This is a genomic window from Kitasatospora sp. DSM 101779 (genome assembly GCF_025655475.1).
Classification (GTDB): domain Bacteria; phylum Actinomycetota; class Actinomycetes; order Streptomycetales; family Streptomycetaceae; genus Kitasatospora.
In genome coordinates this window covers 1-18653 of sequence record NZ_JAHTIK010000001.1, presented here as the reverse complement: position 1 = coordinate 18653, position 18653 = coordinate 1, and the positions used below count along the sequence as shown (strand labels likewise).

Annotated in this window: 19 protein-coding genes, 3 tRNA genes and 1 pseudogene; 13 read left to right on the top strand and 10 right to left on the bottom strand. The window is 72.0% G+C overall.

Features of this window, described 5'->3' with window-relative positions; genetic code table 11:
- The first annotated feature begins 63 nt into the window (after nucleotides 1–63).
- Complete coding sequence (locus tag KSNIM_RS00115) at nucleotides 64–486, top strand: hypothetical protein (protein WP_263101130.1); 423 nt, start codon at nucleotides 64–66, stop codon at nucleotides 484–486.
- Nucleotides 487–494: 8 nt separating this feature from the next.
- Here KSNIM_RS00115 and KSNIM_RS00110 read toward each other — a convergent pair whose 3' ends face one another.
- Both KSNIM_RS00110 and KSNIM_RS00105 read right to left on the bottom strand, forming a co-directional pair.
- On the bottom strand, nucleotides 495–734 hold the full coding sequence (locus KSNIM_RS00110) for a DUF6296 family protein (RefSeq protein WP_263101129.1): 240 nt from the start codon (nucleotides 732–734) through the stop codon (nucleotides 495–497).
- 77 nt (nucleotides 735–811) lie between these two features.
- Nucleotides 812–1318 carry a hypothetical protein gene (locus KSNIM_RS00105; protein WP_263101128.1) on the bottom strand — a complete coding sequence of 169 codons (507 nt, stop codon included), beginning with the start codon at nucleotides 1316–1318 and terminating at the stop codon, nucleotides 812–814.
- Between the two features lie 370 nt (nucleotides 1319–1688).
- Here KSNIM_RS00105 and KSNIM_RS00100 point away from each other — a divergent pair, with 370 nt between their 5' ends.
- From KSNIM_RS00100 to KSNIM_RS00070, 7 genes and pseudogenes are all read left to right on the top strand, one after another.
- Nucleotides 1689–1817, top strand: coding sequence for a hypothetical protein (locus KSNIM_RS00100; protein ID WP_263101127.1), 129 nt, complete (start codon nucleotides 1689–1691; stop codon nucleotides 1815–1817).
- A 516-nt stretch (nucleotides 1818–2333) separates the two neighbouring features.
- Nucleotides 2334–2828, top strand: coding sequence for a hypothetical protein (locus KSNIM_RS00095; RefSeq protein WP_263101126.1), 495 nt, complete (start codon nucleotides 2334–2336; stop codon nucleotides 2826–2828).
- A 258-nt stretch (nucleotides 2829–3086) separates the two neighbouring features.
- Nucleotides 3087–3159, top strand: a tRNA-Gln gene (locus tag KSNIM_RS00090).
- A gap of 18 nt (nucleotides 3160–3177) precedes the next feature.
- Nucleotides 3178–3272 (top strand) — tRNA-Ser (locus tag KSNIM_RS00085).
- Between the two features lies 1 nt (nucleotide 3273).
- Nucleotides 3274–3354 (top strand) — tRNA-Tyr (locus tag KSNIM_RS00080).
- A 180-nt stretch (nucleotides 3355–3534) separates the two neighbouring features.
- Nucleotides 3535–4116: a GNAT family N-acetyltransferase gene (locus KSNIM_RS00075; RefSeq protein ID WP_263101125.1), complete on the top strand. Its 582-nt coding sequence runs from the start codon at nucleotides 3535–3537 to the stop codon at nucleotides 4114–4116.
- A gap of 203 nt (nucleotides 4117–4319) precedes the next feature.
- Nucleotides 4320–4466 (top strand): annotated as a pseudogene (locus KSNIM_RS00070) (transposase); the annotation flags it as partial.
- Here the strand turns inward: KSNIM_RS00070 and KSNIM_RS00065 are convergent.
- The 5 genes from KSNIM_RS00065 to KSNIM_RS00045 form a co-directional block, all read right to left on the bottom strand.
- Complete coding sequence (locus tag KSNIM_RS00065; RefSeq protein ID WP_263108259.1) at nucleotides 4454–4603, bottom strand: hypothetical protein; 150 nt, start codon at nucleotides 4601–4603, stop codon at nucleotides 4454–4456. The pseudogene KSNIM_RS00070 and the gene KSNIM_RS00065 sit on opposite strands and share 13 nt — an antisense overlap.
- A 139-nt stretch (nucleotides 4604–4742) precedes the next feature.
- The gene (locus tag KSNIM_RS00060; protein ID WP_263101124.1) at nucleotides 4743–5378 is read right to left on the bottom strand and encodes a hypothetical protein; all 636 of its coding nucleotides are present in this window, start codon (nucleotides 5376–5378) and stop codon (nucleotides 4743–4745) included.
- A 173-nt stretch (nucleotides 5379–5551) separates the two neighbouring features.
- Complete coding sequence (locus tag KSNIM_RS00055; RefSeq protein ID WP_263101123.1) at nucleotides 5552–6577, bottom strand: hypothetical protein; 1026 nt, start codon at nucleotides 6575–6577, stop codon at nucleotides 5552–5554.
- Between the two features lie 244 nt (nucleotides 6578–6821).
- Nucleotides 6822–8441 (bottom strand): serine/threonine-protein kinase, encoded by a 1620-nt coding sequence (locus KSNIM_RS00050; protein WP_263101122.1) that lies wholly within the window; start codon nucleotides 8439–8441, stop codon nucleotides 6822–6824.
- A 380-nt stretch (nucleotides 8442–8821) separates the two neighbouring features.
- On the bottom strand, nucleotides 8822–10222 hold the full coding sequence (locus tag KSNIM_RS00045) for an NAD(P)/FAD-dependent oxidoreductase (protein ID WP_317633972.1): 1401 nt from the start codon (nucleotides 10220–10222) through the stop codon (nucleotides 8822–8824).
- Nucleotides 10223–10509: 287 nt separating this feature from the next.
- Between KSNIM_RS00045 and KSNIM_RS00040 the strand changes: the two genes are divergently transcribed.
- Nucleotides 10510–11064, top strand: a complete 555-nt coding sequence (locus KSNIM_RS00040) for a TetR/AcrR family transcriptional regulator (protein WP_263101121.1) — start codon at nucleotides 10510–10512, stop codon at nucleotides 11062–11064.
- Nucleotides 11065–11234: 170 nt separating this feature from the next.
- Here KSNIM_RS00040 and KSNIM_RS00035 read toward each other — a convergent pair whose 3' ends face one another.
- Together KSNIM_RS00035 and KSNIM_RS00030 are read right to left on the bottom strand one after the other, a co-directional pair.
- Complete coding sequence (locus KSNIM_RS00035) at nucleotides 11235–11483, bottom strand: hypothetical protein (RefSeq protein ID WP_263101120.1); 249 nt, start codon at nucleotides 11481–11483, stop codon at nucleotides 11235–11237.
- Between the two features lie 538 nt (nucleotides 11484–12021).
- A complete protein-coding gene (locus KSNIM_RS00030) occupies nucleotides 12022–12774 on the bottom strand; it encodes a histidine kinase dimerization/phosphoacceptor domain-containing protein (RefSeq protein ID WP_263101119.1) in 753 nt (250 codons plus the stop codon).
- Between the two features lie 377 nt (nucleotides 12775–13151).
- Here KSNIM_RS00030 and KSNIM_RS00025 point away from each other — a divergent pair, with 377 nt between their 5' ends.
- The 4 genes from KSNIM_RS00025 to KSNIM_RS00010 all read left to right on the top strand — a co-directional run bounded on the left by KSNIM_RS00025 (nucleotide 13152) and on the right by KSNIM_RS00010 (nucleotide 17803).
- Nucleotides 13152–13769, top strand: coding sequence for a HEAT repeat domain-containing protein (locus tag KSNIM_RS00025; protein ID WP_263101118.1), 618 nt, complete (start codon nucleotides 13152–13154; stop codon nucleotides 13767–13769).
- Nucleotides 13770–14220: 451 nt separating this feature from the next.
- Nucleotides 14221–15396 carry an acyl-CoA thioesterase/bile acid-CoA:amino acid N-acyltransferase family protein gene (locus KSNIM_RS00020; protein WP_263101117.1) on the top strand — a complete coding sequence of 392 codons (1176 nt, stop codon included), beginning with the start codon at nucleotides 14221–14223 and terminating at the stop codon, nucleotides 15394–15396.
- A gap of 136 nt (nucleotides 15397–15532) precedes the next feature.
- A complete protein-coding gene (locus KSNIM_RS00015) occupies nucleotides 15533–15745 on the top strand; it encodes a hypothetical protein (protein WP_263101116.1) in 213 nt (70 codons plus the stop codon).
- A gap of 408 nt (nucleotides 15746–16153) precedes the next feature.
- Complete coding sequence (locus KSNIM_RS00010) at nucleotides 16154–17803, top strand: serine/threonine-protein kinase (RefSeq protein ID WP_263101115.1); 1650 nt, start codon at nucleotides 16154–16156, stop codon at nucleotides 17801–17803.
- A 517-nt stretch (nucleotides 17804–18320) separates the two neighbouring features.
- Here KSNIM_RS00010 and KSNIM_RS00005 read toward each other — a convergent pair.
- Complete coding sequence (locus KSNIM_RS00005; protein WP_263101114.1) at nucleotides 18321–18503, bottom strand: hypothetical protein; 183 nt, start codon at nucleotides 18501–18503, stop codon at nucleotides 18321–18323.
- Nucleotides 18504–18653: the final 150 nt, after the last annotated feature.

Genomic DNA, 18653 nt, shown 5'->3' with positions numbered 1-18653 from the left:
GGGCCGCAGACCGGCGCCTCCGCGAGGCAGCGCAGAGGCCGGCTCTCCCGGGCGGAGCGGGCCGTGATCGGCGTCGCCCTCCAGCTGCGCCAGATGGATCGGTACGGCGGCACCGGCCGGGGCGCGCCCGGTGCGGACGTGCTCGAGTGGGACGGCGGGGACGGCGGGGACGGCGCGACCGGATACCTGCGGCAGGAGCACCTGGTGTGGCGCGGCGCGCAGCTGTCGGACCTGGCCGCGGTGGGGGAGGCGATACGCGCTATGGCGGAGGTGACGGACGGCAACGTGCGCTCCGGGCAGGCGGCCGGCCGCGGCGAACCGTGGCCGCGCGAGCAGCTTCTCGACCTTGCCCGGCGCCGGGCCGCCTACACGAAGGCGGTGGATTACGGGATCGACGCGGTCGCCGACCAGCGGCGCCGAGGCCGAGCTGCGGGAGCTGGAGGCCGCCGACGGCAGCACCCGTCCGTAGGCACCGTCGGCCGGTGAGTGTCGGTTCAGCGCAGGGGCTGGGCGTTCACGGGGGTCTCGGGCTCGCTCCGGCCGATGAGGGTCAGGATGTGGACAAGGCCGCTGTCCTCGATCTCCACGCGGACGGTGCGCTCGGCGTCGGCGTAGACCGGGTGTCCGTGCGGTCCGTAGCCGGCCTGCTGCTCGACCAGCACGGCGTCCTGCTCACCGTGGGCTCCGGGCCGGCCGGGGAAGGTGAGCAGCCAGCGTGACGGTGCGGGAGCCACCGGCATCGCCTCCTGATCTGCCGCGGCGTTCCCGACCCTACGTCGGTACGGGGCCGGGGAGAGGGGAGGCGCGCTGGTCAGGCCGGCGACCGCTGCCCTGGCACCCGCCGGGACACGCCGAGCCGACCGGCAGACGGCCCCCGCGTCGCGCACCTGGGCGGCCGCCGGGACCAGGTGTTGGAGGCGTCGGCGATGCCGCGCAGGACGACGTCGGTGTGCTCCCGTTCACGGCGCTGTGCGGCCCAGTCGCGCATCTCCTGGACGGCTTCGGGGTCGCTGGCGGTGTCGGCGTCCATGACGGTGGCCGCACCGTCGCCGAGGTCGACGACGTGGTGCTCCATGGTGCCGGTGGCGGCGATGGCCAGCACGACGAGGAGTTCGTTGGTGACGTCCGGGGTGAGGTGGACCTTGTCCTCGTCGTCGAGGTCGAGGTGGCCTTCCCCGTCGGGTGCGGCGAGGACGGCGAAGGATCGGCTGACGAGGTGGCGCAGGACCCGGAACTGCTCGGGATCCATGCGGGCCTGCAGGGTTTCGAGGTAGAGGCGGACCTGCTCGGCCTTGCTCGGGGCGGCATCGTCGTTCATCCGGGCATCCTGGCATCTGCTGGTGACGCCCCCGGGGGGTTCGTGCCGCCGGGCGCTAGTCAGTGCTGGCCGGCCGCGCAGCTGTCTTCCTGCCCTTGGAGGGTCTGCGTCGTTGAACCCGGGCGAGCGCCCCGACCAGGGCGCGCGACGAGGTCCGGCTTTCGTCCGCCCAGCACGTACACCCCCGACGGTGCCGGGCCCGGCAGGACTCCGCCCGCCGGGGCGGCCGGCCGTACACGCCGGCCGCCCCAACCAACGACGCGACAGGCTGGCGGCCTGTGTTGAGCCGGCGGCCCACAAGCCGGGCGCAGCAGCACAGAGCACGGTGCGGGGGCAGGCACCGACGCCGATTGGCCACCCGGAGCCGGCGGTGATCCCGGCCTCCGTACCGGACACGCTCCCCGAGACCGGCGGCGACCTGCTCGCGGTCGTCCGCAATGCCGCGGTGAACGCAGGGCAGGCCAGCCACATCCCGCCCGGGAACTGGCGCAGCCTCTGACTCGGCGCCCCACTGCTCACCGGCTGCTGCAGCATCCCGGCGAGGCCGGGTGTCCTCGACCGGGTGCCGCTCGTTGAACCGGGCGCCGCCCCGCCACCCCCACGGGCGACATCCGGCTGCGCCCCGCGGCCCGGCGTCCGGCCCGCACCCGGGCGCTCGAACCCTCCGCGGGTCCGCGCGGCCGAATCCTCGGGGCCGGCCGGCTGCAGAGACCGGCCGCCCCCTGCTGCACGGGGGCCCGGCCGTCTGTGCTCGGCTGTGCGGGGAAGCGTGCTGATGGTGCGTCGGGGCCGCGGACGAGGGTGGCTCCCGGGCAGGCAATGGAAACCCCGGGAGCTGATCCGATCCTCTCATCCTTGTGCCGGGCCCAGGGCCGACCGGACAGGGTGAGCGTGGGGCCGTTACTGCAGCCGCAGGCAGGCCACCAAGCACCTTGCGGATGATCCGTGGGCCGCCGAGCCGGTCGTCCGGCGGCGGAACGTCCGGGACGAGGATCGCAATCCGGGTGTGTGGCCGGTGGTGTTGGACTTCGAGCGGCCGATCTGGGAGTGGACGCCGCTGGAGGGCGTCGGGCCGCTCAGGTTCGGGATGGGACCGGAGCAGGTGTCCGCCGCACTGGGCGGCGAGGTGCTGGCCGCGCGGCGCGGCCGCCTGCCCTGGACGGTGGGCCGCGGGCCCCGGCAGTGGTGCCTGGAGGAGGACCGCTTCGACCACACCGGGGGGAGCGCCCACTACTGGGGCGATGTCCCAACCCTCGCTGCGGTGACCGTGCACGGACGCACCGGGCCGCAGGTCGCCTTCCACGGCATCGACCTCATCGGCAGGCAGGTCTCCGCCATCGACGCGGCCCTGCTGCAGCTGGCGGAGATCGACGAGATCGGCCTGCGCCTCAACTGCGCGGGCGACCTGGGACCGGACGAACTCAACATGTATGTGCGTGCCACCCGGGCCGGCGACGCCGTGATCAGCGAGGCCAGGTTCTGCACAGCCGGCTGGGAAGAACACGGCTGACCCCCGGTTCACGCGGGGCGACAGCGAATACGGGTTGTCCGTGTTGCCGGCGGCCGGGCACAGTGGGCACCATCGCGCCGCAGTCGGCCCCAGGGAAGGAGCGCGAACGTGAACACCCTTATCCGTGTCCGGTCGTATCGGCGCTCCTCGTTCTCGCAATATCGCGGGACGTCCTCGTAGCGTTGACCGGCAGTGTTGCCGGGCCGCCCCGGGGATCGTTCCCCGCCCGGGCGGCCCTGTTTCATGCCGCCTGGGCAGTGCCGGATGGTGCAACTGGCAGCACGTCTGACTTTGGTTCAGGAGGCTCGGGGTTCGAATCCCCGTCCGGCAGCGCAACAGCACAGTTCGTGGAGGAGCCAGCCGACAGGCGGCGCCGGCCTCGGTCTTGAAAACCGTAGGGGCGCGTGAGCGCCCGTGTGGGTTCGACCCCCACCTCCTCCGCCAAGGGCGAGCTGGGCATGGGGAGAGCCCAGAGGTCTGTAAAACCCCCGCTTCGGCTGTGGCGGTTCGAATCCGCCCTCGCCCAACAGGACCGCGTCCGCACCCCCACCCGCGCAGGGCCGGGCTCAGAAGCCGTTGCCGAACCGGGAAGTTCGCCTGATGGCCGAACGAAGGTTCCCAGTTGGTGCGGTGGGAGCGACACCGTTCGTCCCGGTGTCCGCAAATCCGTTCGCCTGCAGGCGTATGGCTGCCTACCCTGCCAATCATGAGCTTCGTATACGGGATCAGGCCTGAGCAGGCCCGAGATCATCCGGAAGTACGCCGCGTACATGCACTCGCCTTCGGCAATCCGGAACGCGTCCCCGGTCTGGTGGACGCACTTCGTGACGCGCCGGGAGCAATCGAACCGATTTCGCTCGTCGCGACACGGCACGATCAGGTTGTCGGGCACGTCATGCTCAGCGCCTGCCGCCTGGATGCCCAGCCCCAGCTCGTCGATGTCCTCAGCCTGTCACCGCTGGGCGTCCACCCGGACCACCAGCTCCACGGCGTCGGCACCCAGCTGATCAAGGCAGCCCTGAAAGCAGCTGACGACCGCGGAGTGCCGCTGGTCTTCTTGGAGGGCTCACCGACGTACTACGGAACGCGTGGTTTCCAGCGAGCCAGCTCGTGTGGGTTCCGATCACCCTCGCTGCGCATTCCGGATCTGGGGTTCCAGGTCGCGAAGCTGTCGTCGTACGAGCCCTGGATGACCGGCACATTCGTCTACTCCGAGGCATTCTGGGCAAACGACTGCGTAGGACTACGCGACCCCGAGCGCTTCGCGCGGATCGCCACCCAGGTCTGAGAAACCGCTATACCGATCACGAGGCGTGTCGATCGAACGGGAGTCCCGATCGGGTGACTGCGGCGGGTGCCGCGCACGAAAGCAGGGCCTCTTGGTAGCCCAAGGGGTGTCTACGCCAACAAGCTGCCCAGGAGGCCCTGTTGCCGCATTTCTACGGCATCGCGGGAGTTGGGTCCACATTGGCCACTCCTCTGTGTGACTGCCTGGCTCACCGGTTCGGGAACGCGGCCGGCCGCGGGGTGCGCGAGCGCCGCTATCCGACGGATATGTCCGACGCGGAGTGGGCGGTGGTGCGGCCGCTTCTGCCGGTGCCGGCCTGGCTGCGCGGCCGGGGCGGTCAGCCGAGGTCGAGGACATCGAGTGCTCCGGCGTCGACCCGACGCCCGAGATCCTGCAGGCCCTCGGCCACGCCTTCCGCGCCGACGTCCTGTTCGCCACTGCCGGTCCCGAGCCCGGCGTGCGCTTCATCGCCCACGACGATGGCCACGACGGCCCCCACCACCAGGCTGCCTGATCCCGCCCGTCGGTGGCGCCGGCCTGCTCCGAGCAGGCCTGCGGTCGGCCGGAGCGGTGGACCGTAGGCCTGGCGTGCGCGTGGTGGGATCGGTCAGGGACGAACCGGAGGGTCAGCCGGCGCGCAGCCGCAGGCCCGGGAAGACCAGCTCGAAGTGGGGGTGCGGTTCGCCTTCGGTGCCGACGAGCAGGTTCAGCGCGGTGCCGACGCCGGCGGCCCGGGCGGTGTCGACGATGAGGTCGGCGACCTGGGCGGCCCGGACCTCGCCGGGGCAGCCGGCGTCGATGCGCCAGCGTGCCGGGGGCACCTCGGCCCGGCCCCAGCCGTACACGGCGAGGTCGGTCCGCCAGGGCAGGCGCCGGCCGCGCACGTCGGGGACTGCGCCTGCCGGCAGCAGGTCGGCGGATTCCCAGCCGGGTTCGGTCGGCGTGCTGCCGCGGGTGATCCCCTCAGCGGCGGACGGCTCGTAGTGGCCCACGAAGAGACTTCCGCCGCAGCAGACCAGGTCGAAGAGCAGCGGGGCCGTCCGTTGAGGGCCTTCGAGGAAGCCGTAGAGCGGCAGCGCGAGCGAGGTGCCGAGCGCGTGCAGTTCGGCGGGCAGTACGGCGAGGAACTCCGTCAGGGCGCTGCGCAGGTCGTCCCGGTTCCCGGCCCCGTCGATGTACGGCCGCGTACCTGAACGACTCCGCTCTGCTGCTGGCCTGGCAGTGGCACGGCCAGCGTCCCCGGCACGAGAGTGGCGCGGCACGACCGACGCCTGATCACCCACCTCACACGGTCTGTCCGCCGCAGCACTGCCCACGTCCTGCACTGGTCCCGCTGGCGCCGCCGACGCCAACACCAGGCCCGGACCAGCCACTACAACAGGCGAGGCCACAGCCCAAGAGCTGGAGCCTCGTCACGGTAAGCACCGTTGCAGTACTAGTCCGCATCCTCGCCGCGCATGTGACGCCACTGCTGGACGATCTCCCGCGCACTGCGTGCCAGCTCGGCGTAGTGCGCCGGGCATTCCCACAGTTCGCGGGCCGAGAGCTCGACGGGCACCGGAGTGTCCGGGTGGTCCTCGGGCGCGTACAGATGCACTACCGCCTCGTAGCGGGAGGCCGTGTGCGTGGTCGCGGACCAGGGGTGCTGGGGGTGCTCGCACGAGGCGTCCGGGTCGATGGTGTCCAGGGCCGCGACCAGGTCGCGGACGTAGGAGGGGGGCAGGCCGTCATAGGTCTGGGCGATGCCCATCCACAGGGACAGGAACAGGCCGATCCGTTCCTCGTCGCGCACCTGGCTGGCCAGCCAGCGTCGGGAGGACCACAGCGCGACGGGGCCGGTGTTGTCCTCCCAGGAACGCCGGATCGCCTCCTGCAGGGCGACGATGTCGATCCCCTCATCGCCCCGGAGGAACCGTGCGTCGAGGTGGGAGACGTCCACACTGCCGAAGAGTTCCTCGTGGGCCTCGCGCATGCGGGCGGCGGCTCCATCTGCGAGACCGGCGAGGAACGCCTCGCAGTCGAACGCCGCCAACTCCTCGCCCTCCAGCCCGTACTCCTCGGCGAACACGGCACGGCCGGCCTCGGACAGCATGCTCACTCCGGCCTCGACGCCGTACTCGCCGTCCACGTCGGCGGGGTGGGCTCCGGCCGCGCATGTGCAGGAGGACGGATCGAGCGTGGCCCGCAACCCTTCCAGAGCTTGCGTGTACGCCGCGAAGAGGGACCTGCTGAAGACGCGTGCGGCGACGTACCAGCACGTGGTGTGGAGCAGGATCGTGTACCCGGTCCGTTCGCGGCGCCCCTGCGGGGTGCCGATGCGGTCGAGCGCGTCCGCCGCGTCGTCGGCGAGCAGACCGAGGATCGCCGACGGGCTTTCGTAGGGGTAGTCGCTGACGATCCCGTAGAGATCGGAGATCAGTTCTTTGTGCCCGTCGGGCAAGGTGGGGGTCACTTCAGTCACGTCGGTAATCGACGACGCAGTGGGCCAGCCGGTTCCCGCGGCGCAGGTCAGGGCCTCACCGGTGGACGCGTCCTGCCCGGGGGGAAGTGAGCCGAGCCCGCCCCCGGGTACTGATCAGCACGACCCCGTCGCTGCGGCGGTGCAGCGTCGGGATTCGAGTGGTGGTTGCAGCACGAACCCGCGGGCTCGGCTGCGTGATGGGGCAGTGTGCCGTTGGGGCGGTTGCTGCGGGCGGTGGGCTGGATTAGGCCGAGTGGTGGTAGTAGGTGATGGCGACCTTGACCGGGCCGTCGTTGGAGGCGGCCGTGAGCGTACGGATGATGGCGATGTCCTGGCCGCCGTGTGCTCGGACGCAGAAGCTGCGGTCGGCGCGCAGGGTGGTGAAGGGCAGGGTGGTGGTGGGCTGGGTGTCGATGCCCTTGAGGCAGTCTGGGAGGGCGAGGGGACCGGCCGGTGGGATGTAGGCGTCACTGTCCTCGGGGACGTAGAAGGCACCGGCCTCACGGCCCAAATACCAGGAAGACGTGTCCTGGGTGACCTTTCCCGCTCTGAGGTCGAACTCGTAGTCGGAGTCGGGGGAGACGAGTTCGCGGTCCGTGTAGGCGGCGGTGTAGCCGGCGACCGGGGCCTGTGTGGAGGGGGAGGACGGGGTGGCCGCGGCGGTCGGGGCGTTGCTGTTGGTGGCGGCGGGCGTCCGGTCGCCGGAGTCATCGAAGTAGTCGGAGTTGTCGAGCACGAGGAAGGCGGCCGTGGCACCGGCGAGGAGGGCGGCGGTGGTCAGGAGCGCGATGCGGGCGCTTCGGTGTGGGGTGCTCGCGGTTCTAGGTCCTGAGACGGGGGCCAGGCGGGTAGGGGCCGGGGTGGGGAGGACGCGCGCGGTAGGGGCGTCGGCTACGGCCCGAGCCGGGTCGAGGACGGTGCCGGGCGGGGCGGGGGTGGTCGACAGGCCGGTGTGGTGGTGGAGTTCGCTGCTGACCTGCGAGGGCAGCCAGCCGTCGGAGAAGCGGAGTTCGCCGCCGGTGGCTGGGTGGTGGCGGGCGGCCTCGACGAGCCAGGCGGTGTCCGGCCGGTCCTCGGGGTTCTTGGCCAGGCAGTACCGGACCAGGTCGTGCAGTCCGTGCGGAAGGTGGCAGAGGGCGGGTTCCTCGTGGACCACCCGGTAGAGCGAGACGGGCTCGGGCCCGCCGCCGAAGGGGGTAGTGCCGGAGCCGATGTAGGCGATCAGGGCGCCGAGGGCGAAGACGTCGGTGGCCGGGGTGGCGGGCAGGCCGAGGGCTTGTTCGGGGGCCATGAAGCCCGGTGAACCGATGCGCAGGCCGGTGCCGGTGAGCGGGCTGGCGTCGGCGGCGCGGGCGATGCCGAAGTCGATGACGCGTGGGCCGTCGGGGGCGATGAGGACGTTGGCGGGTTTGAGGTCGCGGTGGACGACGCCCGCGGTGTGGATCACTTGGAGGGCTTCGGCGATGCCGGCGAGAAGCAGCAGGACCGTCCGCTCGGGGAGCGGGCCGTGGCGGTGGACGACCTGGTGGAGGGAGGGGCCGGGGACGAAGGCGGTGGCGAGCCAGGGGGTGGCGGCGTCGGTGCCGGCGTCGACGACTTGGGCGGTGTAGAGGCCGTGGGTGCGTCGGGCGCTGGCGACCTCCTGGGTGAAGCGGTGGCGGAACTCGGGGTCCTCGGCGAGTTCGGGTCGGATCACCTTGAGCGCGACGGGGCGGCCGGCGGGGGTGTGGGCGAGGTAGACGCGGCCCATGCCGTCGGCGCCGAGCCGGGCGCGGAGGCGGTAGCCGCCGACCTCGCGTGGGTCGTCCGAGGTGAGAGGTTCGAAGGTGGCGGGCGCTGGGGTGTCGAAGGGCTGTGCGGTCATGCTGGCTCCCAGCGGGGTTGTGCGGGCGGTACGGGGCGGCGCGGTGGAACGGGTGCGGCGGCAGTGGCGCCCCGGGTGTATCCCAGCGTCCGGAATCGCAGCGGTATCCGGCGGCGATCGCTGTCAACGTCCAGCCTGTGCGCCTGGTCGTGCGCTCGGCCCCAGTGGCGTTGCGGCTGGTCACGCGGGCGCGCTTGGGCTGCGCGGTGCAGGCGTTTGCACGCCCCCGCCGGTGCGTTCGGGGGTAAGCACCGACGAGGGGCTGCCGTCCCGCGGGCGACGGGGGTCGCCCGGCGGGGTCCTGGTGGACGAACCCGGGCATGTCTCCCGCCGTCTGCGCGGCAGGGGAGCGATCCGGTTTTCGTCGTGGGTCGGCTGGTTCAGCCGGTGATCTTCTTTGCCGCGCGGAGGCCCGAGCGGTAGGCGCCATGGACGGTGGCGTAGTCCTTGCGGTCGGTCGCCTCGCCGGCGAAGTGCACACGGCCGTCCACGCTGGCCGCGAGCTGGTCGCGCATGTCGGACGTGGCGCCGAGCTGGGTGAACGAGTACGAGCCGTGGGCGTACGGGTCGGAGGCCCAGCGGGTGATCTGGTGGTCCGTCGGGGCGGGGATGTTGCTGCCGTAGATGGTCTTCAGGGTGGCCATGGCGCTGTCGATGATCTGGGTGTCGCTCCAGTTCTCGATGGTGCGGCCGAAGTCGGCGGCGTTGAAGCCGAGCAGCACCGGCTGGCGGGTGGGACGGGCGGCGTTGATCCACTGTGCCCACTGTCCGTACTTGTCCACGTTGGGCACGTACTGCAGCCAGTCGGTGTCCGCCCAGAACACCTTGGGGAAGCGCAAATAGCACTTGTTGAGGACGCCGACGCCGAGCTTCCCGATGGCGCTGGTCTTGGCCTGGGGCAGGCCGGGGCCGAAGGTGACCGCTCCGCTCTGCAGGACGCCCAGCGGCAGCGTGACCACGACGTGGTCGGCCTGGAAGGCGCCCTTGTCGGTGGTGACCGTCACCCCGGCGGAGGTCCAGTCGATCCGCTTGACCACCTGCCCGGTCTGCACGGACAGCCCCTTGGCCAGGTAGTCGGTGATCTGCTGGTAACCGCCCGGGAACAGGACGTCCTTGCCCTTGATCTTGGCGTCGTCGTCGAAGTACAGGGCCGACATCTGGTCGACGCTGCCCGAGTACTCGTGTTCGTAGTCGTTCAGCGCGTAGGAGACCATGGCCTTGTCGCTGTCCGACAGCTTCGACCAGCCCACCGCGTTCTGGACGACGCTGCGGATCGAGGCGTCCTCGTCGTCCTTCTTCTGGAAGGCGGACAGTGCGTTGGCGGTGGCCTTCTGCCAACGCTCGAACGCCTGGGCCTGGGCACCCTCGATCTCCTGGCCGCCCGCGAGGTAGTCGGTGGCGCTCTCGAGGTCGGTCACCACCGTCTTGGCGCCGGCCTTCTTCGCCAGATCGGTGATCGGGTTGCCGTCGATGCCGTGGATCCACGACGCGCCGAGGTCGAGCGGTGTGCCGGACCACTGCTGACTGGTCCAGATGCGGCCGCCGATCCGGTCGCGCGCTTCGAGGACGGACACGTCGTGGCCCTGGTCCGTCAGGTAACGGGCGGCGCCCAGGCCGCTGATCCCGGCGCCGACGACAATCACCTTCTGGCGCCCGGAGCGGCCCGCCATGCCGCTCTCCTCGCCGTCGTCCCCGTTGTCGTCGCAAGCGGACAGGGAGGCGAGAAGGACGAGACTGGGCAGGCCCAGACCCACGCTCTTCAGGAAGCTCCGGCGATGCATCGTCATGAGTGTGAACCGATCTGGGATGTGACACGGGCTGGCAGAGGAATGTCGCCGAACGCTCCGTTGCGCTCGTCGAGCTGCCCGTGGGCGAGGAAGCCGTACAGGCACCGCGACCGGCCGGGACCGCCTCATGTGCGGCGGAGGGGCATCGAGGTCCCGTCCGGCCTGCGCCGTACGGACACCGACGACCTGTGTCCGGGGCTTTCGTACAATGATGCTGATACAGCAGAGGATACATTGACACAGTGTTGTGTCAAAAGAAGCATTGGAGGCTGGGCGCGACGATGCGTACCAACGCGACTGAAGTCCTGGAATCGGCCATCCCGATCCTCGCCAAGGACCGGGCGGCCTCGATGCAGGTCATCGCCACACGCTCGGGCATCAGCCGGGCGACCCTGGTCCGCCTCTTCCCCACCCGCCAGCACCTGGTGCAGGCGATGGCTCAGAAGATCCTCGACGACTGCGACCGGGCCCTGACTCGGGCAGAGGCCGACATCCCAGAGGAACGGGGCCTGGCCACCCTCGTCGCCGACTACCCGCCGTTCGCCCAGCTGTGGAACCTCGTCTACGTCGAACCCGACGTCCTGGGCGTCCCCGAGGCCAGCACCCGTGCCGAGACGATCTTCACCCGCACCGTCGAGTTCATCGAACGCAACCAGGGCGCCGGGCTGCTGCGCAAGGACATGCCGGCCACCTGGCTGGCCTCGACGTTCTGCGGCCTGGCCGAGACCGCGTGGGAGCTGACGCTCGAAGGCCACATGGGCAGCCGCCAGGCCCCGGACTTCATCACAGCGATCCTGCTGCACGGCGCGGCTGCCGGGCACGGGGCGGAGCGATAGACCGGCGACCAGGGAGCACAGAATCCTCGGGAGAAGCCGGTCGGCGGCTCGCCGTTCGGAGCCATCGCCTCCCCGCGGAAGCTACGCCTCGGCGGGGTCGGTAGTGAGCCGTTCGGGGTGTGCGGCGCGGGTGTAGGCAACGGCGGGGGCCACGGAGATCCCGAACATGTTCATGAGGTGGACGGGTCCGCGGCGTGGTGTGCCTCGTCGAGGATGCGGTCGCGACGCAGGCGCCTGGCGGGGGTGCCTTCGGCGGTGTTCAGCCACGCGCCGAGCCCGACGTGCACGACTTCGGTGCTCTTCTCGCCGTCGGGGTCGGCCAGCGTGACCTCCAGGGCTCCTTGTGCGGGACGTGGCCCTCGCCCGGCGAACGCGGCGAGGGCGGCCAGGCCCTGCTGGAAGCGGTCCGCGTGGGACACCTTCGGCTTCGCCTCTGCAGCGTGCCGGGCCGCCGCCATCCTCGCCGCTGGGCTGCAGGAGTACTCCTTCCGTGACGGGCCGGGGCCGCGCGTCGGGCCTGGCGGGGGAGTTGACCGGGATTGAGTGGGCTGACCTTGGTGTTCTGTGACCGGACGCTGACCGGGCTGGTGCCCGCGAGTGCAGCGCTGCCGGTGGGCGGCGCGCTGCCGCGGGGCCGGCCCGTGGCGGCCGTAGTGTTCCGGGACGAAGGGGTTGGCCCGCGGGCCAACCCCCCCTTCCGCCTTCCCGGCCCGGCCGCCCTGCCCCTACTCGGGTAGCGGCCGGTCTCGTCCGTGTGTGCTGCACACCCGGTACCCGCCCCGTGGGACGCGCCGGCACCCGGCGTGCCCACGACTCGGCAACCGTCACGGCGAGCACCGTTGCAGTATTGCGTGCCCTGTCCTTTCTGTCTCGGCCCGTGACTGCCCGGCCGTCACTCGATCGGTGACCGGCCGAAAGGGCTCGTGGACGGTTCGTGGCTCGGCTTCGGACGATCTGTCATGAGGACAGCAGCCGCTTCAAGCACTCGAGTTCGACCAGGACCTGACGTCCCAGCGAGCCGAGGCCCCGTACCGCATCCCTGGCCTGGTACGGGCGTGCGAGCAGCACATACTCCGCACCGCCGGCTTGAACGGTCATCGCAGTGAGATCATGCGTGATCACGTCGTGTAGCTCCTGGGCGATCCTGGCGCGCGCGGTGGCACGGATCATGTCGGTGTCGGCCTCCGCGGCGCGGGCCTCCAACCCGGCCAGCTCCGCCCGCCGGGCGCGTGCCCACAGCCCCCAGATCCAGCACAGTAGAAAGGGCAGCGAGTACAGACCGGCGAGGACCACCTGCTGCCCGGCGGAGAGGTAGCCGAGCTCGCCCTCGGCAGCTCCTCGCCAGACGGCCAGCGGCCCTACGGCCAGCGCGCTCGCCAGCGTGACCAGGGACACCCGCGAGGATCCATAGCAGGCGCCCCAGCGGGCAAGTACCAGATAGCCGACACCGGCCGCGCCCGACGGGAGCCCGTCCAGGAGCTGTCCGACACCCAGCCCGATCGCGACCAGGACCGCGGCATCCGGATTCCTGCGACGCAGCATCATCAGACCTGCGAGCAGCGTGGCTGGGGCCATGCAACCGACGTGCCGCCAGCCCACCGGACCCGGCAGCGCCGCCGCCGACCACACACCTAGCATGAGCAGACACAGCGCCCAGGCCCCGTCGCCGACGGCGGGTCGGTGGAGAAACCATGTCTGGAATCGGTGCACGCCGGCAGCTTAGGCAGCCGATGGCTGTTGCCGAGTCACCCGCAGGGGTGATCCACCTTCCTCCTCGGGATGTACGGCTCGAGGACGCCGCCGACCGGGAGACAGGCTGTGGCACCGCCATGGCTGTCAAGGGGCCACCGTCGCGCGGATACTGGGCCGCCTGCGCGCCGAGATCACCAGCGAAGGAGAAAGCTGCGTGGAGAACTACGGCGGTGACCTGGCTGCCTACAACACATACACACACCCACCGTTCAGCCGTGCCCATCGCCCGGGTCCTCCCCGCTGTCCAGGCCACCGGAGCGGGCGCTTCCCCCAGCCGGTGTCGGTACGAGGTCCCACGCCGTGCCCGGAACGAAGCCGCGCAGCCAGGGATCGTGATGGCGTTGACGTTGGATGAGGCCGTGGAACAGCTCGGTCACCGGTTTTCGCCGAAACGACGTTCCGCCGCAACGCGGCTGCGCCGGCTGGCCGATCCCGTGGCGGGTCCGGCGCTGACGGAAGCCCTTGAGCGGGAGGTCCGTGACTCCCGCGCGTGGGAGACCCAGTACCAGATGGTCATGGCACTGGGGATGTGCGGCCACCGCCCCGTGCTCGGCCTCCTTCGGAACCTTGCCCAGCGCCCGTTCGAGGCGACCATGGTGTACACCGCGCTCGGCGACGCGATCGTCCGGCTGAGCGCTCCCGAGGGCACGCCCGAGTCCCTGCGCTGGTGCCTGGACAGCGGCACCCAGATGCTCGCCGACGGCGCGTTGCGTGCCGTGGCGATGCAGCGGCTGTGCCTGGACACGGCCACGATCGACCACGTCCTGGACTTCCTTGAGCCTCTGGACCCCCACGACGGTCTCCGGTTCTGGGCCGCGGCTGCCGCAGCAGGTCGGCCAGGTTCCCAGGTCACGAGGTTCCTCCACGAATGCGCAGCCGGTCCCCGGTCCGATGTGGCCACTGCAGCCGCCTCGTCCCTGCAAGGCAAGTACCGGACCTACACGCCCTTGTAGCCACCCGGCCGATCAACGTTCGACGGTAAGGCCGGTGCTGCGCCGTCGGGTGTTCGCGGTCGGGGTCGGTGGTTCGGTGTGTTGCTGGCGCGCCCGCCACCCCGGGCCCGGGGCGGACGGATCGGCGGTGGTGGGTTCTGTTGTTCCGCTGTCCGAGTGGTGCTGCTCGGTCGTAGTGTCGGCGGTGGTGCCTCCGGCCTGTGCGACGGCGGCTGTCTTCCTGTGCCGGCCCTGTGGTTGTTGGGTGGCACGGCGCTGCGCTGCCGGTCGTTGCCGGGCCGGGGGCGGATCCCGCGCGCCTGTTGACGGCCGTGGCTGTGTGGGCGTCAGTATGAGTGTTCGTCACATGGCTAGGGGGGCAACGATGGTAAGGGCAGTGCCCGCCGCCACGGCGATGGCTCTGGTGCTCGGCCTTGCGGGGGTGGGGTGTTCGGCGCCGGCGGATCGCCGTGTGAGTGTCGGGGTGTCGGCGGTGGGCTCGCTGGCGGATGCTGCGGTCCATCTGCGGATCACCGGCCTGTCCGGGGGCGAGGAGGTCACCGTCACCTCGTCCGCCGACGACCACCTCGGCCGGCGGTGGGCGGCGCACGCGGTGTTCCGGGCGGACCGCCGCGGCACGGTGGATCTCGACTCGGCCACTCCGCTCGGCGGTGGCTCGTACGCCGCCGTCGACGGTATGGGGTTGTTCTGGGCGATGGACCCGGTCGGTGCGCCGGCGAGCCAGATCGCGTTCCTGCCGGCCTTCCCGGAGGTGCGGTCCTCGTTCGAGGTGCGGATCACGGTGGCAGCCCGCGGCCGCGAGCTCGGTGCCCGGACGCTCACCCGGCGGTGGTCCGCCGACGGCGTCACGACCCGGGCGGTGGCCGTCACCGCCGACCATGTCGCCGGACAGCTGTTCCTCCCACCGCCGGGAGGGCCGGTGCGGTCGGCGGTGCTGGTCTTCGGGGGATCGGAGGGCGGCGACAGCCAGAAGTACACGGCCGCGCTGCTCGCCTCGCACGGCCATCCGGCCCTCGCCGTCGCGTACTTCGCGGAGCCCGGGCTGCCGGCGACGCTGCACGACGTTCCGCTGGAGTACTTCCGGACGGCCGCTCACCTGCTCGCCGCGCAGCCTGGGGTCGGATCGGCTCCGGTGGTGGCCATGGGGTACTCGCGGGGGAGCGAGGCGGCGCTGCTGATCGCCGAGGAATACCCCGACCTGGTCCGAGGTGCGGTGGTCTACTCGCCGTCGGCCCAGGTCAACGGCGGCCTGCCGAACGGCGGGGACGCCTGGACGGTCGACGGCCGGGCCGTCCCGCACCGGCTGATCCCGCTGGACCGGGTCAGTGGCCCTGTCCTCGCCGTCGCCGGTGCGGACGACCGGCTCTGGCCCTCGCCCGGCTGGGCGCAGTCGATCGGCACGGCCGGACCCGGGGAGCCGGCCCGGCACGCCCTGGTGTACCCGGACGCCGGTCACGGCGTCGGCACTTTCCCGTACCTCTCGGCACCCACCCGGTTCGTCAACCCCACCAGCGGGCGGGTCGACGAGCTCGGCGGGACCCGGGCGGGCAACGCCGCCGCCCAGGCCGCCGGTTGGCCGCAGGTTTTGGACTTCCTCGACCGCGTGCCGACACCGCAGCCCCGGTGACGCCGGAGCCGGGCCGCCGGACCGTCCCCGTGACGGCAGTCCGGGAGTCGTCGGCAGCGCCCGAACAGCGATCCCCGACCGGCGATCCCGTCCTTCGCCCGTGTGCGGGGAGCTAGGACCGCGGGGTTGGCGCAGGTTGGCGCCGCGCACGACGGCGGACCGGCTCGCCGCCGGCGTGGTCGCCGCGGTCGCCGTCGTCCTGCTCACCGGGGCCCTGTGCGCGGCGAGCCGCTTGCTCGCCGCCGCGTGGCCGCTGCCGGCGGCCGCCGCAGTGCTGGCTGCCGTCGCCTTCGCCGCCATCAGCTCCGGGTCTGGGTCGATGCCGGTCGCTGCGGGCGGGTCCTGCTGATCGGTCTCCAGTCCGGGCCGGCCGGCGCGCTGTGCCTTGACTCACCGGCCGAGCTGCTCGCCCTCGAACACGGTTTCCTCGGGCGGCTGTGCCCGGTCAACCCGGCGGTTGGAGGCCAGCCGCCACTGCGGCGTGAGGCCGTAGGTGGGCTGCCAGACGGTCGGCCGGGTCGGGCCTGAGAACAGGTTGATCTCCTCTAACGCCCGGTGATCCGGTCCTGGTGGACTCGCGCCGTCCCATCCATTCACGCATCGCGCGCGGTGTGGACGGCCCCGCTCGAAGTCCTGGGCATCACCGGCACCGGACGTCCGGCTGTCTGTTCTGCGGCGTCCTCAGTTTCTCCTCCGGGCGATCCCGCAACCGCTACCTTCTGCACGGAAACAAGTTTTCGACCGATGGAGTGAGAGCATGCAGCCGCTGGAGCCGGACGACCCGCAGGACCTGGGTGACTACCGGCTGCTGGGGCGGCTCGGCGCCGGCGGCATGGGCCGGGTCTATCTGGGGAGGACTCCCGGCGGCCGCACGGTGGCGGTGAAAGCGGTCCGGCCGGACCTGGCCCGGGACGCCGAGTTCCGGGAGCGGTTCCGCCGGGAGGTCGCGGCCGCTCGCCGGGTCGGCGGAGTGTGGACCGCCCCCGTTCTGGACACGGACACCGAGGGCCCCCGGCCCTGGGTCGCCACCGGCTTCGTGGCCGGCCCCTCGCTGGCCGCCGCCGTGAACGAGCACGGCTCACTGCCCGAACCCACCACCCGGCTGCTCGGCGTCGGCCTTGCCGAGGCGCTCGCCCACGTCCACGCCCTGGGCCTGGTCCACCGCGACGTCAAACCGTCCAATGTGCTGCTCACCCTGGACGGCCCCCGACTCATCGACTTCGGCATCGCCCGTGCCTTGGACGCCTCCACCAGCGTCACCCGAACCGGGCACGTGGTCGGCTCGCCCGGCTTCATGTCTCCCGAACAGGCCCAGGGGCAGCCCGCCGGACCGGCCAGCGACATATTCTCGCTCGGCGTGGTGCTCGCCCTCGCCGCCGGCGGCCGTCCGCCCTTCGGAGACGGCGTCAACAGCGCCGTCCTTCTCTACCGGGTGCTGCACGAACAGCCCGACCTGTCCACGCTCGACTATCCGTTGCGCGCCGTCATCCTCGCCTGTATGGCCAAGAACCCCGAGGCCAGACCCACCCCGCAGCAGTTGCGTGAACGCCTCGACCCGGACGGCAACGCCGCCGGCCGGCTCGGCAGCAGCAGTTGGCTGCCCGCCGACCTCGCCGCCTCCGTCGGCCGTACCGCCGTCCGCCTGCTCGACCTGGAGACCGACAGCCCGGCCCCCGCCCCGGCACCCTTTGCCTCGCTCTCCGGTCACCAAACCCACAACACCGTCGCTGCCCCGCCCCCGCCGGGGTTCGGGCCGCCGGCCCCGGGCGCCTACGGCCCCACCGCACCACTGTCCTACGGCCCACCGGCCCCGCCACCGGAGCCCGGTCGGCGCGGTCGGCTGATCGCGGGGATCACGGTCGGCACGCTGTTGGTGGCGGCCGCGGTCGGCTACGGCATCGCTCAGCTGGACCGGTCCGGCGGCACCCCGGGCGCCAAGGGCACATCCTCGGCCGGAGCCGCGCCACCGGTCTCGGCCACCCCGGGCGGCGACAAGGCGACCGACCGCGCCTCGGACCCGCCGGCGTCGAAGCCGCCGTCCGGAGATCCGGGGGCGAACGGCGACCGGTCCGCCTTCATCGGCATCTGGGGAGCGCAGGTGGGCCACACGGACGCGGTCACCGTGACGGTCCACAGCACCCGGCTCAACGACCCGAACGCCGCCGAGGGCTACATGATCACCACAGGCGGCCACTGCGACGCGGCATGGACGCTGACCTCCGCGTCCAGCACCAAGCTGCGCTTCACCTCCCGGCTGATCGAGTCCAAGGGCGTGGAATGCGGCACCGCCGGACAGCGGGAGCTGGAGCTCCTTCCGGACGGCACCCTGCGGTACACGGTGATCGACGGCGATACCACCGTCGACCCGCTGGTACTGACGAAGGCGCCTCCCGGAGTATCAGGGTGAACACCGCGACGGCGGTGATCGGCACGAGGGCCGGAGACCGTTCAGCACCCGGACGGCGATCTGCATCCCGGCCAGGGCGAGGCCCCGGAGTGGACACCTCCCGCTGCCCTTCGGCAGGTCGCGGACCAAGGCGGGCAGTTCGAGGGTGCTGAACACAATGCTCTCCAGCAGGAACACCACGACAGCGCGGACGGCGTTGGAGCCACAAGCGGCCGTCGCCGAGGTGGTGACCGGGGCGCCCGGGCAGGACACCGCGGCGACGGGTGCTGACTGGCGGTCAGGAGCGCTGGAGCGGCGCGTGCTACAGATCGGCAACAGTGATCGTCCGGGCTGCGCGCGGGCTCCCACGGTTGGGGCATCCTCCTTCCAGGACCACCGATCCTCCACCGCATCGTCACTCGACCTCCAGGAGTCCGCAGATGCACGAACAGCCATCCGGGTTACCCGCACAGCCGCCGGTCGGGAACGTCCCGCCGCCACCCTCGCCCCCGCCCGCCTACGGCCCGCCTCCACCCGCCTACGGCCCGCCGCCGCCCGCGTACGGGCCGCCGCCGGTCGCGTACGGGCCGCCGCCGGTCGGGGGGAACCGGCCGGCACCGGCCCGGCCCTCCCGCACCGGGCTGTGGATCGCGCTGGGGGCCGTCGGCGCGATCGTCCTGGCCGGCGCGGCGTTCGCCGTGACGAGGTCGGGGGGCGCCACGCAACCCGGCACGGACCCGGCGGGTGCTGCGGCGGCTCCGGCCGGAGGCGCGGCCCCACCGGCGGCGGGCGACGCAGGGGGGGGGTCGGGGGAGCAGGGGCCCGGGGCGGGGGGACCAGGCGAGGGGGGGCCCCCCCCGGCCCACACCCT